At 64.8% G+C, this 12,977-nt stretch carries 13 protein-coding genes and 2 pseudogenes; 4 read left to right on the top strand and 11 right to left on the bottom strand.

The annotated features are described in order from the left end of the window. The first annotated feature begins 87 nt into the window (after positions 1–87). Positions 88–618, top strand: coding sequence for a single-stranded DNA-binding protein (locus tag H3V53_RS27695; protein WP_054917353.1), 531 nt, complete (start codon positions 88–90; stop codon positions 616–618). A gap of 145 nt (positions 619–763) precedes the next feature. Here the strand turns inward: H3V53_RS27695 and H3V53_RS27690 are convergent, their stop codons facing one another. Then, complete coding sequence (locus H3V53_RS27690; RefSeq protein WP_336600656.1) at positions 764–1,507, bottom strand: SDR family oxidoreductase; 744 nt, start codon at positions 1,505–1,507, stop codon at positions 764–766. A 137-nt stretch (positions 1,508–1,644) separates the two neighbouring features. Between H3V53_RS27690 and H3V53_RS27685 the strand changes: the two genes are divergently transcribed. After that, positions 1,645–2,550 (top strand): LysR substrate-binding domain-containing protein, encoded by a 906-nt coding sequence (locus tag H3V53_RS27685; RefSeq protein ID WP_054917421.1) that lies wholly within the window; start codon positions 1,645–1,647, stop codon positions 2,548–2,550. Positions 2,551–2,557: 7 nt separating this feature from the next. On the opposite strand, the gene H3V53_RS27680 is transcribed toward H3V53_RS27685, so the two are convergent. Together H3V53_RS27680 and H3V53_RS27675 are read right to left on the bottom strand one after the other, a co-directional pair. Beyond that, the gene (locus H3V53_RS27680; protein ID WP_336600655.1) at positions 2,558–3,361 is read right to left on the bottom strand and encodes a bestrophin-like domain; all 804 of its coding nucleotides are present in this window, start codon (positions 3,359–3,361) and stop codon (positions 2,558–2,560) included. Positions 3,362–3,389: 28 nt separating this feature from the next. Continuing rightward, a complete protein-coding gene (locus tag H3V53_RS27675) occupies positions 3,390–3,701 on the bottom strand; it encodes a hypothetical protein (protein WP_336600654.1) in 312 nt (103 codons plus the stop codon). On the opposite strand from H3V53_RS27675, the gene H3V53_RS27670 reads away from it, so the two are divergent. Next, the gene (locus H3V53_RS27670; protein ID WP_336600653.1) at positions 3,700–5,346 is read left to right on the top strand and encodes a methyl-accepting chemotaxis protein; all 1,647 of its coding nucleotides are present in this window, start codon (positions 3,700–3,702) and stop codon (positions 5,344–5,346) included. The two genes, H3V53_RS27675 and H3V53_RS27670, sit on opposite strands and share 2 nt — an antisense overlap. A 137-nt stretch (positions 5,347–5,483) precedes the next feature. On the opposite strand, the gene H3V53_RS27665 is transcribed toward H3V53_RS27670, so the two are convergent. The 7 genes from H3V53_RS27665 to H3V53_RS27635 form a co-directional block, all read right to left on the bottom strand. Then, positions 5,484–6,296 (bottom strand): c-type cytochrome, encoded by an 813-nt coding sequence (locus H3V53_RS27665; protein ID WP_336600652.1) that lies wholly within the window; start codon positions 6,294–6,296, stop codon positions 5,484–5,486. Further along, a complete protein-coding gene (locus tag H3V53_RS27660; RefSeq protein ID WP_336600651.1) occupies positions 6,293–7,918 on the bottom strand; it encodes a b(o/a)3-type cytochrome-c oxidase subunit 1 in 1,626 nt (541 codons plus the stop codon). Before H3V53_RS27660 ends, H3V53_RS27665 begins: the two co-directional genes overlap by 4 nt. Further along, positions 7,905–8,477 (bottom strand): cupredoxin domain-containing protein, encoded by a 573-nt coding sequence (locus tag H3V53_RS27655; RefSeq protein WP_336600650.1) that lies wholly within the window; start codon positions 8,475–8,477, stop codon positions 7,905–7,907. Before H3V53_RS27655 ends, H3V53_RS27660 begins: the two co-directional genes overlap by 14 nt. A gap of 2 nt (positions 8,478–8,479) precedes the next feature. Beyond that, complete coding sequence (locus H3V53_RS27650; RefSeq protein WP_336600649.1) at positions 8,480–8,662, bottom strand: hypothetical protein; 183 nt, start codon at positions 8,660–8,662, stop codon at positions 8,480–8,482. 43 nt (positions 8,663–8,705) lie between these two features. Continuing rightward, positions 8,706–10,079 carry a c-type cytochrome gene (locus tag H3V53_RS27645; RefSeq protein ID WP_336600648.1) on the bottom strand — a complete coding sequence of 458 codons (1,374 nt, stop codon included), beginning with the start codon at positions 10,077–10,079 and terminating at the stop codon, positions 8,706–8,708. Beyond that, positions 10,076–10,798 (bottom strand): c-type cytochrome, encoded by a 723-nt coding sequence (locus H3V53_RS27640; RefSeq protein ID WP_336600647.1) that lies wholly within the window; start codon positions 10,796–10,798, stop codon positions 10,076–10,078. Before H3V53_RS27640 ends, H3V53_RS27645 begins: the two co-directional genes overlap by 4 nt. Before the next feature lie 445 nt (positions 10,799–11,243). Then, positions 11,244–12,137, bottom strand: a complete 894-nt coding sequence (locus H3V53_RS27635) for a LysR family transcriptional regulator (protein ID WP_336600646.1) — start codon at positions 12,135–12,137, stop codon at positions 11,244–11,246. Between the two features lie 137 nt (positions 12,138–12,274). On the opposite strand from H3V53_RS27635, the pseudogene H3V53_RS27630 reads away from it, so the two are divergent. Continuing rightward, a pseudogene (locus tag H3V53_RS27630) lies at positions 12,275–12,877 on the top strand (MFS transporter); the annotation flags it as partial. A gap of 2 nt (positions 12,878–12,879) precedes the next feature. On the opposite strand, the pseudogene rpsI reads toward H3V53_RS27630, so the two are convergent. Then, positions 12,880–12,977, bottom strand: a pseudogene (gene rpsI, locus H3V53_RS27625) (30S ribosomal protein S9); the annotation flags it as partial.

The following is a 12,977-nucleotide window of genomic DNA, read 5'->3' as shown; positions in this document are numbered from 1 at the left end:
CGCTTTTCCGGTCACTGACACAGGCGGCCGTGGCGTATCGAGCCGTCGGTGACGCGTCGCCGGAAACGGAATCAACAGGAGAAACTCATGGCATCCGTGAACAAGGTCATTCTCGTCGGCAATCTGGGCGCCGACCCGGAAGTTCGTTATCTGCCGAGCGGCGACGCCGTGGCGAATATCCGCCTTGCCACGACCGATCGCTACAAGGACAAGCAGTCGGGCGAATTCAAGGAAATGACGGAATGGCACCGCGTTTCGTTCTTCGGACGTCTGGCTGAAATCGTGTCGGAGTACCTGAAGAAGGGTTCGTCGGTGTACATCGAGGGCCGCATTCGCACGCGCAAGTATCAGGCGCAGGACGGCACGGATCGTTATTCGACGGAAATCGTCGCTGACCAGATGCAGATGCTCGGCGGCCGTGGCGGCGCGGGCGGCGGTGGCGGCGGCGATGAAGGCGGTTACAGCCGCGGTGAGTCGATGGAACGCGGCGGCGGCGGCCGCATGTCCGGTGGCGGCAGTAGTGGCGGTCGTATGTCGGGCGGTGGCGGCGGCCAGAGCCGTCCGAGCGCGCCGGCCGGCGGCGGGTTTGACGAAATGGACGACGATATTCCCTTCTAACTACCCCAGCGCCACGACGCATCGAAAGCCGTGCGTCGAGAACACAGCAGACACCCCGCCTTCGAGCGGGGTGTTTCGTTTCAGGCTAGCGTTTCGTCAAGTTGCCGACTGGATCGTGCTGAGACGACCATGCGCACACGCACGCTCAAGCCACGCCCCCATTCGCGCGCAGAACCTGCCCGTTGATCCACGCGCCATCCGGCCCGGCGAGAAACGCGACAACAGAGGCAATATCGTCCGGCTGTCCCAGCCGTTGCAGCGGCGCCATCTTCGCGAAGTTCTGGACCTGCTCGTCCGTCTTGCCGTCCAGGAACAGCGACGTCGCGACAGGCCCAGGCGCCACCGCGTTCACGGTGATGTTGCGGCCGCGCAGTTCCTTCGCGAATACATGCGTGAACGATTCGACGGCCGCCTTCGTCGCGTTGTAGATCGCGTAGCCGGGCATGTTCAGCACGAGCGTCGTGCTCGAAAAGTTGACGATGCGCCCGCCGCTGTTCATACGCGTGGCCGCTTCGCGCAGCGTGTTGAAGGTGCCGCGCACGTTGATGTCGAAGCTCTGCGCGTACAGCGCGTCGCTGATGTCGGCAAGCGGCGCCGTCTTCAGGATGCCCGCGTTGTTCACGAGCACGTCGACCTTGCCGAGCTGCTGCTCGGCGGCGTCGAACAGGCGGCGCACGTCGTCGGCGTTCGAGACGTCCGCCCTCACCGCAATGGCGGCCGCGCCCTCCGACTTCAGCCCGGCGACGAGCGCCTCCGCCTCTTGCGCACTCGCCGTGTAATTCACGACGACAGCAAAGCCGTCGCTGGCGAGCCGCCGCGCGATAGCCGCGCCGATGCCGCGCGATGCGCCCGTGACGATTGCGACCTGTGCGTTTTTCACGTTGTTCATGATCCCGTTCCTCGAAGTGGTGAGTGGATGAGAAGCATGATCGGACATATCTACGCAGAGATAATCAGGCTTAATTTGGTATCATCATTCCATTCACTTTAACAATGGCGCGCGAAATTTCATCGCGGCGAGCCGTCATGGACCGTTTCCAGGAAATGCAAGTGTTCGTCCGTATCGCCGAGCGGCAGAGCTTCACGCGCGCCGCCGACGACCTGCAGATCCCGCGCGCCACCGTCACGAACCTGATGAAGCGGCTGGAGGAGCGGCTCGGCGCGCGGCTGCTCGAGCGCACGACGCGCTCCGTGCGCCTCACGCACGACGGCGAAGCGTATTACCGCCGCTGCGTGCGCCTGCTCGCGGACATGGAAGAAGCAGAGGGTTCGTTTCGCAACGCGGCGCCGAAAGGCCTTCTGCGCGTCAATCTGCAAGGCACGCTTGCGCGGCACTTCGTCGTGCCGGCGCTGCCGGATTTTCTCGCGCGTTATCCCGGCATCGAGCTGCATATCGGCGAAGACGACCGGCTCGTCGATCTGGTGCGCGAGGGCGTCGATTGCGTGCTGCGCGCGGGCAATCTGCAGGATTCGTCGATGGTCGGGCGGCGCGTCGCGCGGCTCGCGCAGGTGACGGTCGCAAGTCCCGCCTATCTGGAGCGCCACGGCACGCCCGGCGACCTGGCCGCGCTGAGCACGCATCGCGCCGTCAACTACGTGTCGAGCGCGACGGGCAACGCGTTGCCGCTTGAATTCACCGTCGATGAGCAGGTCGTCGAGATGAATCTCGAATCGATCGTGTCCGTGACGGGCACCGATCTCTATACGGGCGCGGCCGCTGCCGGGCTCGGTCTCGTGCAGGTGCCGCGCTACCGCGTGCAAAGCGAGCTCGCGGCGGGCAGCCTCGTGGTCGTGCTGCCGCAATTTCCGCCGCCGCCGATGCCCGTCACCGTGCTCTATCCGCAAAACCGCCAGTTATCGTCGCGCGTACGCGTGTTCGCGCAATGGCTGCGCGAACTGTTCGATGCTGCAGGCGGACTGAAGGTCGGCTGAATGCGCACTACGGCGCGCGGTCGAGATGGATGAGCGCGTCGCGCATCGGCTGGCTGGACGACACGATGGGACCCGTCAGCGGCGTATCGAGATCGACGATCACATAGACGGCCGAAGCGATCGACACCGCGCCCAGCACGATCATCACCAGCGCGAGCGCGTTGCGAGGCGCGACGATGCCGAACCCCAAAAAGATGATCATCAGCCAGAACGTGAGCGTCGTGAGAAACGGCTTCGAGATCGAGCTATGCGCTTCTTCGATCAGCTTCCAGCGCGCCCGGATCACACGCTCGAAACGCGCGATGCATTCGGCCTGCGTGTGCTGCTGATAGCTGTCGGCGGGCTGCAGCTTGCGCACCGCGATAAACGACGCATTCAGCATATCGCCGAGCGATACGTCTTCGAGCTTGTCGTGATTCAGATCCGCCGTGAAGCGCGGATAATTCCCGGCCGGCGGGCGCTCGCTGGGCCACGTCGCAGCGATCGCGGCCGCCGTATAGGCGCGCAGCAAGCTCCGAGGCTGTTGCGCTTCGGGGCCGTACTGGCGCAGCGCCGTATCGAGCTGGATCAGCTCGGCCGCGTAGGCGCGGAAGTCGTTGCCCACCGTGTCGAAGCTGCTCTTCGCCGATGCCGTCAGCAGGCCGAGCACGAGCGCGGCGAACGTCACGAGCATCGTCATCACGAGCTGGATCAGTTGCAGGGTTTCGTGCCGGCGATGCTCTTCGGGCAGATAAGGCTTGCCGAAAAAGCCGACGCCCGTTCCCGCGAGAAGCAGGATGAACACCGCCAGCGCTGACAAGGTTTCCTGCATGAGCGTGGTCCGCGTAGCCGTCGCTTCGCTAATGTCCAACAACTTCGACGCGCGGGCAAGTTCCGGCGCGAACTGTTAAGTCGGCGCGGTCAAACCCACATAGCGAGAACAGAAAACGGGCAAACGGCGCGTGCTGATGCGCGAGATCAAATCCGCATGCGTTTCGGCGCGCAGCAGGCGCACGGGCCATAAAGTTTTCGGCGATTCGGCCGTAACTTACAACGTGGTGCGTTTGCTTAATTTCAATCGAGTTGCGGACCTCGCCTATGGGCCTGGGCGCAGCAAGCCCGTCGCGGAACGCGGAGGTTCCAGCCGGGCTGCCATTGGAGACATGCTTCATGCTCAAAGGTCTTTCAATTCGCGCATACCTCACGTTGATGATCGTGCTGTTCGGCATCGTATTGCTGATCGGCGCGGCGGCCGGGCTGTTGTCGCTGCGTGCAAGCAATGCGTCGTTGCAGCAGATGTACACGGTCGATACGCCCGCTGTCGCCGATCTCGAAGGCAGCGCCGGGCAATTGCTTCGTCTGCGTCTCACGCTGGCGACGTATTCGTCGCTGATCGAGCTGAACGATCAGGAAGGCGCCGAAGCCGTGCTCAAGCGTTACGACAACTATCTGAAGGTGTCGAACGAACGGCTTGCCCACTACATCAGCAAGGCCAGCAACGATCCCGAAGAACAGCGCCTCATCAAGGACATGCAGGACAAGCGAGACGCGTTGCTGCACGAAGGCATCGATCCCGCCTTCGCCGCGCTCAAGTCAGGCGACAAGCCGACATTTCATCAGTTGCAGGGCCACAAGCTGTCGCCGCTCTACAGCGCCTATGAGAAGGCGATGCTGGCGCTCGAAAAGCTGCAGCTCGATCACGCCGAGCAACGCTATCAGGACGCGCAGCAGCTCTTCTACACGATCAGCGTGGCAGTCGCGATCGGCATGGGGGCAACGCTGATCTTCGCGTGGATCGGCCGCGTCCTGATGGTTCGCGCGATCGTGCATCCCGTCGATGCCACCATCGAGCAGTTCCAGCGCATCGCCAACGGCGATCTCACGGGACGCATCGACGTTTCCGGCGATAACGAAATGGGCCGTCTCGCGGCGGCGCTGCGCAAGATGCAGGACTCGCTGATCTCGACGGTGAACACCGTGCGTCACGGCACCGATTCGATCGATACGGGCGTCAGCGAAATTGCCGCGGGCAACACGAACCTGTCGCAGCGCACGGAAGAGCAGGCCGCTTCGCTCGAAGAAACGGCGGCGAGCATCGAAGAGTTGACGTCGACCGTCAAGCAGACGGCCGACAACGCCAAGCAGGCCAGCACGCTGGCGCAGGGCGCATCGACGCTGGCGGCGCAAGGCGGCGACCTCACGCAGCAGGTGGTCGGCACGATGCAGCAGATCGTCGACGACTCGCGACGCATTTCGGACATCATCGGCGTGATCGAAGGCATCGCGTTCCAGACCAACATCCTCGCGCTGAACGCAGCCGTCGAGGCGGCGCGCGCGGGCGAGCAGGGGCGCGGCTTTGCTGTCGTCGCGAGCGAAGTGCGCTCGCTTGCGCAGCGCAGCGCGGCGGCCGCGAAGGAGATCAAGGGGTTGATCGGCGAATCGAACGAGCGCGTGACGGCGGGCGCCGATCTCGTGCAGCGTTCGGGCTCGACGATGACGGAGATCGTCGATGCGATTGCGCGCGTGAGCGCGATCATGGGCGAGATCGCCGAGGCGGCGACCGAGCAGAGCACGGGCATCGATCAGGTCAACCTCGCTGTCGCGCAGATGGACGAAGTGACGCAGCAGAACGCGGCGCTCGTCGAGCAGGCGGCGGCTGCCGCGAGTTCGCTCGAGGAGCAGGCGCGGCGGCTGACGGAAGCGGTGTCGGTGTTCCGCACGGATAGCGCCCAGACGGGTTCGTCGCGCGCCGCCGCGCGCCGTGTCGCGCAGAAGGCGGACGCACCGTTGAAGCTGGAAGTGGCGGAAGCGGTCTGATCGTCGCGCGCCGAAACCGGCGCGGCACGAACGAAAACGGCGGAGAGGCATGCATGCCTCTCCGCCGTTTGTCTTTCAATGCAGCTCGCAAGGACTGCGCGAGATCGCCAAGGCCGCCCAAGACCGTCTAACGCAGTCTAAGGCCGCCTCTGCGCGTAATACTTCGCGACGCCATCGATCTCCTCCGGCGTCATGTTGCGCGCGACGTTGCGCATCTGTTCATTGATGTCGTTGTGGCGCGTGCCGTCGGCGAATGCTTTCAACTGTCCCGCCATGTACACCGACGACTGTCCGCCGAGCCATGGCGCCGCGCCCTTGCGGTCGCGGTCGCCGTGACACGCTGCGCAAGGCGCGATGTTGCGCATCGGCGAGCCTTCGTTGACGAGCTTGCGAATCGCGGCATCTTCGGCGGCAGGCTGTTCGACTGCGGGAGGACGCGGCAGCGTCGAGTAGTAGTTCGCGAGATCGTGCAGATCGCCGTCGTTCAGACGCGCAATGATGGGCGGCATGATCGAGTTCATGCGCGCGCCGCTCTGGTAATCGCGCAACTGCTTGTAGATCACATCCGCATATTGGCCGGCGAGCACGGGCGCCGTCACCTGGATCAGGCTTTCGACGCCGTGGCACATCGAGCAGTTCTGCGCGAGCGTCGCGCCGCGTCCGATCGACTCGGCGCTCGGCCGCTCGCGTCCCCACGGCGGCAAAGGCGGCAGCACGAGCACATTGCTCGGCGCGCGGCCGGCGATGTTGCCGCTTTGCGTGAACCACGACGACGGTGCGCCTGCTGCGCTGCAGATCGTCGCCCAGAGTCCGCGCTGCGTGAAGTCGGGATGCTTCGACGGCAGCCAGATAAAACCAATCAGCCCCGACACGATCGCAATCGCGATCACGCCGCCGACACTCGTCGTGAACCACCGGTTGCTGAAGCTGAAAACGCGTTCGTCGCTCATGACCGCGCTCCCACCGATACAGCCGGCACCGACGTCTGCTGCAAGCCGAGCAGCTGCGCGATCGGCACGCTGTAGTTGATGACCGTGAGGCCGATCATCAGCGCGACCCACAGGCCGAAGCTGTTCAGCGCAGCGGGCACGCGCTCGACGGGATGCACGGGCGCGCTGAAGCGGAACTGCTTCGGCTGTTCGATCGCGCCGAATTGCGCCTTCGCGAGGATGTAGAGAAAGAGCAGACCGGAGATCACAAGGATCAGGCCGCCGAACGCCGACACGGCCACCCAGATCGCCTGTGGCGCGATGGCGGGATTACTGTAGTCGTAGTAGGCCATCCGGCGCGGCGCGCCGAGCAGGCCGACGTAATGCCACGGCAGCGTCACCACCATCATGCCGATGAACCACAGCCACAACTGCCAGCGGATCAGCTTCAGCGATCCGATTGCGCGCCCCGTCAGTTGCGGCCACAGTTCATACGCAATCGCGAAGTACATGATGACGATCGCGCCGCCGAAGATCAGGTGGAAGTGCCCCGTCACCCACTGCGTGTTGTGGACGGTCTCGTTCAGCTGGTAGCTCATGTTGATGAGCCCGCCCGCACCGCCGAAGCCGAGCATGATGAACGAGAACGCAATCACGAGCATCATCGGGTTGTCCCACGGCAGCGCCTTCAGCCAGCCGAACGCGCCCTTGCCGCCGCGCAGCCGCCCGGCGATTTCCACCGATGCGCAGATCGTGAACACAGTCAGCAGCGTCGGCACCGACACCATGCCCGTGAACACCGCGTGCACGAACTTGAAGCCCGCGCCGACCTGCGGATCGGCGAACAGATGGTGAATGCCGATCGGCATCGCGAACACGAGGAACAGGATGAACGACACGCGCGCCATCGAGTCGCTGTAGAGCCGTCCGCCGATCGCGCGCGGCACCAGCGTGTAGTACGCGATGTACGACGGCACCAGCCAGAAGTAGACGATCGCGTGCAGCGTCCACGAGAACAGCACCCGCGCGAGGCCGGCGTCGATGGTCGACTTCAGGCCGAGCGCGACGGGCAGAATCTGGAACAGGATTTCGAGCGCCGCGCCCACGGCCGTCCAGGCCCACAGGTAGGCGCCCGCCACGTTCGCGTACATCGCGAGCGGCACCGGTTTGCCGGGATTTGCGCGCTTCCAGATGCGCAGGTTGATGCCCATCAGCGCGACCCAGATCCACGAGCCGACCACGACGAGCACCACGCCGAGGTAATAGAACGGGCTGCCGATCATCGGCGGATAGAACGTGAAGAGCACGGACGCCTGGCCCGCCGCGACAGGAATCATCGCCATCACCGCGCCTACCACCAGCAGGATGAACGCGCCCCACGCCCACTTCAGCCCGACGAGCGCCTGCTGCAGCGCAAGCTCGACGATCGCATAGCCGAAGCCCATCGCGACGAGCGTCGGCAACACGTAGGCCATCACGGTGCCGTGCGCCGTCACCGAACGGTAGTACAGCTCCGGTTCGCCGATCCACGGGTGGAGCGGGCTGCGCACGAGCATCTGCCATGCGCCCAGCAGCAGCGCGATTCCGAACGCGATGAACGCGAGCCAGAAGTGCGCGAGAACGAGTCGCTTAGCGTGAAACACAGCTGAGCCTCCGGTTTTGTTTTGCCTGCTCGAAGAAGGCGGCCTTGTCGATGACCTTCACGTGCGCCCACATCGTCTGGTGGCCGAAGCCGCAGAATTCGTGGCAGGGCATCAGATGCTCGACGGGTTTATCGAAGGAAGAGGAAAACGTCGCGACGTAGCCGGGCACGACCATCGTGTTGATGTTCGTGTCGGTGATCAGCAGGCCGTGCACGACGTCGGCGCTCGTCGTGCGAAACGTGATGGGTGTGTCGGCGGGCACGAGCAGGCATTGCGGCGTGAACGAATACTGCTGCGCGACGAAGCGCACGACCACCGAGCCGTCGGGCTCGACGGCGCTGCCCAGATTGCTCTCGACGAATTCGCCGGACAGTTGCAGCCGCGACGGGTCGATGGTCTCGACGCGCGACGGCGGCATCATCGCGTAGTGCACGCCCGAATACACGACGACTACGAGCATGAACACGACGAGCGCGATGACGAACCAGGCCCAGCGTTTTTCTGAGCGCTCGGCGACGGAATGACTGCTGTCAGGGGAGTGGGAGGGTTGGCTCGACATGATCAGTGAATGACGCCGCGCGGCACGAACACGAGAAAGTAGAAGCCGATCCAGATCGCCAGCACCACCACGGCCGCAACGCCCGCGACGGCGATGGCGCCGTGCGGCCCTTGCGCGACGATGCGATCGACTTCGTCGTCCGAAGCGTTGCCGTAGCGGTCGCCGGAGTGATCGTTAGGGTCCATCTGCGAAGTCTCCGAGGACAAGGTTCGAATCAGTAATGGGTGATCAGCGCAGCGGCGCCTTGCGCAGTTCGTTGACCTGTCTGGCCGTCACGGGCTGGCCGTGATTGCCCCACGCCGTGCGGATGTACGTGACGACGGCGGCGGCGTCGGTGTCGTTGAGTTCCTGCGCGAACGGCGGCATGCCGTACGGCTCGGGATTGCGCCGCGTGCCGGGCGGAAAGCCGCCGTTCAGCACGATGCGGATCGGGTTGACGGCCGAATCCATTTCGATCGACTGGTTGCGCGCGAGGGGCGGATAGTGCTGCAGCTTGCCCTCGCCATGCTCGCCGTGACACATCGAGCACTTCTGCATGTAGATGCGCTGGCCGCTTTCGAACACGGCGGGCGTCACCGTCGCCGAGGGGCCCGTCTTGCGGCCGGGATCGTTGTCGGGCAGCGTCTTCAGATAGACGGCCATCGCCTTCACGTCGTCGTCGGTCATGTATTGCAGGCTGTGATACGTGACTTCCGCCATCGGGCCGTACACCGCGCCGCGATCGGAGATGCCCGCTTGCAGCAGATCGACGATGTCCTTGATGCTCCAGTCGCCGAGACCGCCGTCTTTGTCCGACGTGAGCGACGGCGCGTACCAGTTCTGCACGGGAATCAGTCCGCCCGCGAACTGCTCGCTCTTCGACGAGCCGCCGAGCAGGTTGATCTTCGTATGGCACATCGAGCAGTGGCCGAGCCCTTCGACCAGATACGCGCCACGGTTCCATTCGACCGAGCGGCTCGGATTCGGCTGGAACTCGCCTTCGCGGAAATACAGCGAACGCCAGCCGATCAGCAGTTCGCGCTGGTTGAACGGGAAGCGCAACTCCTGCTTGCGATTGGGCTGATGGACAGGTTCCACCGACTTCAGGTAAGCGAAGATCGCGTCGGAGTCTTCGCGCGTGACCTTGGTGTAAGCAGCGATCGGCATGGCCGGATAGATCAGCTTGCCGTCCGGGCTCTTGCCCGTGCGCAACATCTTGAAGAACTCGTCGGCCGTCCACTTGCCGATGCCGAATTCGTTGTCGGGGCTGATGTTCGGCGTATAGAGCGTGCCGAACGGCGTCTCCATCGCGAGGCCGCCGCCGAACGTCTTGCCGCGCGGCGCCGTATGACACGCGACGCAGTCGCCCGCGCGCGCCAGATACTCGCCGCGCACGACGTTCGCGGGGCGCGTGTCGGCGCCTGCGGGCGCCGTCGCTTCCGCCGCCTGCGCGCACGGTATCAATGAAGCAAGCGGCGCCATCGCGGCGAACGCGAACGCGGCGCCCGCAACCAGCGACGACGCCGCGCGGCGCGTCCGGTCCGCGGCGCGGCGCAGGCGATTCGAGGAAGCCGCCGATACGGAGGGCACGAAGCGCACAGAGCTGAGGGCGAGAGTCTTCATTCCGGTTGGCTCCCACATGCGAGCGGCAGCTTGCCGGGCAATCGCGCGACGGGGCGCGGATCGGCGGGGCGCGGCTGGCGCGCGAGCCAGCTCGACACGGCGGTGATATCCCGGTCGTTCAGCTTCACGGCGATCGTATGCATGCAGTCGGGCGCGAGCGCGTGGCGCGTGCCCGAGCGCCATGTGCCCATCTGTCCGGCGATGTAGCTCGCGTGCAAGCCGAGCAGGCCGGGAATGCCCGGCTGCTGCCCCGTCAGACGATCGCCGTGACAGGCCGCGCAGGCGGGAATGCCGCGCTTCGCATCGCCGCGCATGACGATCTGCTTGCCGTAATCGAGTGTGGCTTGCGGCAGCGGATTGCTGTCGGGATTCGGATACGGCGGCTGCAGATCCGCGAAGTACTGGCTGATCTTGTGCAGATAGTCGTCGGGCAGGAACGCGAGCAGATAGCCCATCGGCGGGAAGGTGCGGCCGCCGTCGCGGAAGGCCGTCAACTGGTTGAAGAGATAGTCGGCGGGCTTGCCTGCGATGCGCGGGAAGTAATCGTTGTTGAGCCCTTGGCCCTGGACGCCGTGGCAGCTCGTGCACGCGCGCATTTTTTCGTCCATCGGCGAGAGTGTCGGCGCATCGTTCGAGGCCGCGAACGACGGCATCGAACATAGCGCGCACAAGAGGTAAAACAGCAACTGGATCGAAGAGCCGACGGTTCTGCGATGCACGACTGGCCTCGTAGGGAGTGGGTTACGTTTCTAGATATCGTTGTGTTGCACTCTCGGAAGAAACTGGCGGCTACGCTTCGCCAGTCTTCGATACTGCAGGTTGCTTCGCTTGCGCGTCTGATCTATGTCAACGAATTGCAACTGCTGCGGGAACTCTTCCCGCCATTGTTCTGATACGTGCAACGCGCCGCGCGCCGACAGTCTATTCAACGCGACGCAGCCGTGCAGATGAGGGGGCGCCTGGACAGCGGTACACCCGCCGACGCGCGCGCACCTCGCACTTGCCAGTGCTATGACGGCAAGGGCATTCATACATTAAAGCGTCAGAATGACGCAGACATTGCAACCATCATAGGAGGCAATCGGCGGCGTTTCAACGAAGGTCCGAGCCACATGCAGAATTTGTCGTGTCAACTAAGTACTCGTGCAATGACTGCACACGCAGTCATGCAAGCAGCCGCGCAAAGGCGGCGCGCGCGTTGGTGACGTGCGCGCTTTCGCCGGCACGCGCAGGCAACAGATGAAACTCGATGGCCGGCAGCGGCGGCAGGCCGATCGCCGATGGACACGGCACCATGCCCGAACCCAGCGACGACTCGTTCAGACACGAGATGCCGAGCCCCGCCTTCAATGCCAGCTGCAGCCCCGCCATGCCCGATGCCGAATGCGACAGCAGATACGGCACGCGGCGCTCGTCGAGCAACCTGACGACGAAGCGCTGCAACTGGCAGGTCGCAGGCAGCAGCACCAGACGAAACGGTTCGACGATCTGCTGCGGATCGGCGTCGGCGGACATGGCCCACAGCAGCTTCTCGCGTCGCACGACGGTGCTCGATGCGCCCGGCCTGGTCGCGGCGCCGCGCTTCGCGCCCGGTGCGACGATCCGCAGCGACAGGCCGATGTCGAACGTCGCGTCGTCTTCCGCGCTGCTGTCGATCACCGCGCTCGGCAGCACCGTCACGTGCAGACGCAGGCGCGGGTGCTGCTCCGAGAACGTCTTGAGCACGCGCGCGATGTCGTGCGGCCGGTAGTAGTCGGTGATCGCGATGCGCAACTCGCCGTCGAGCGAGCGGCCTTGCAGGTCTTCGAACGCGGCTTCGCTCATCGCGAGAATGCGCCGCGCGTGATCGAGCAATTTCGCGCCCGCGGGCGTCGCCGTGACGCCGAGCTTGCCGCGCAGGAATAGCGGCTGGCCGGCGCGCTCTTCGAGTTTCTTCAACTGCTCGCTGGCCGACGACTGCGACAGGAACACCCGTTCCGCACCCGCGGACACGCTGCCCGCTTCCGCGACGGCCACGAAGGTGCGCAATTGGGCGAGGTCGAACGCACGCTGGTTCATGTTTCGGATTCCCCGATGGATGGCATCCAATTTTCCCGCTTTTCCGATTGATCGTCCAACCCTACGATGGGCTTCGGCGGACTTTTGCGGAGGCAAACGTGGGACAAAATTTTGAAAGGACGAACATGACGGGCAAGATGCGCGGCAATCATCGCTGGAAGGTGCTGGGCGTGGGCTTTGCGGCGAACGCGAGCTTTTCGGCGGCGTTCTCCGGCATTCCGACCACGGCGGTTTTCCTGCGCCACGGCTATCACATCGGCAATGGCGGGCTGGGGCTCGTGCTGGGCATGCTGGGGCTCGGCATCGCCGTCAGCGAGCTGCCGTGGGGCCTGCTCACCGATCGTTGGGGCGACCGGCGTGTGCTGCTGCTCGGACTGCTGACGACGGCGGGCGCGCTCGCGGCGATGGCGGGCTTCGTGGTGCCGCGCGGCGGCGACGTGCCGGGCATCGTACCGCTCGCGCTCGGTCTGCTGGCCGTCGGGCTGCTCGGCGGCAGCGTCAACGGGTCGAGCGGACGCGCGGTGATGGCGTGGTTCCGGGAAGGCGAGCGCGGACTCGCGATGAGCATCCGGCAGACGGCCGTTCCGGCGGGCGGCGGGCTCGGCGCGATGGCGCTGCCGTCGCTTGCCGCGCATTTCGGCTTCGGCGCGGTCTATGGCGTGCTCGCTGCACTGTGCGCGGCGACGGCCTGGTTCGCGTGGCGCTGGCTGCATGAGCCGCCCGAGGCGGCGGCATCCGGCGACTGCTTGCGGCGACGTGCCTTGTGGAAACCGACCTTCTTACGCTCGACTTCACGTGCGTCACGCGTCACGAAGCCTGCGTTCGACAGCGCCGGCTTCA

The sequence above is a fragment of the Paraburkholderia bengalensis genome (assembly GCF_037126505.1).
In the GTDB taxonomy this organism is placed as follows: Bacteria; Pseudomonadota; Gammaproteobacteria; order Burkholderiales; family Burkholderiaceae; genus Paraburkholderia; species Paraburkholderia bengalensis.
The sequence above is the reverse complement of the archived record's forward strand: the minus strand, read 5'-3'. Positions and strand labels throughout refer to the sequence as shown.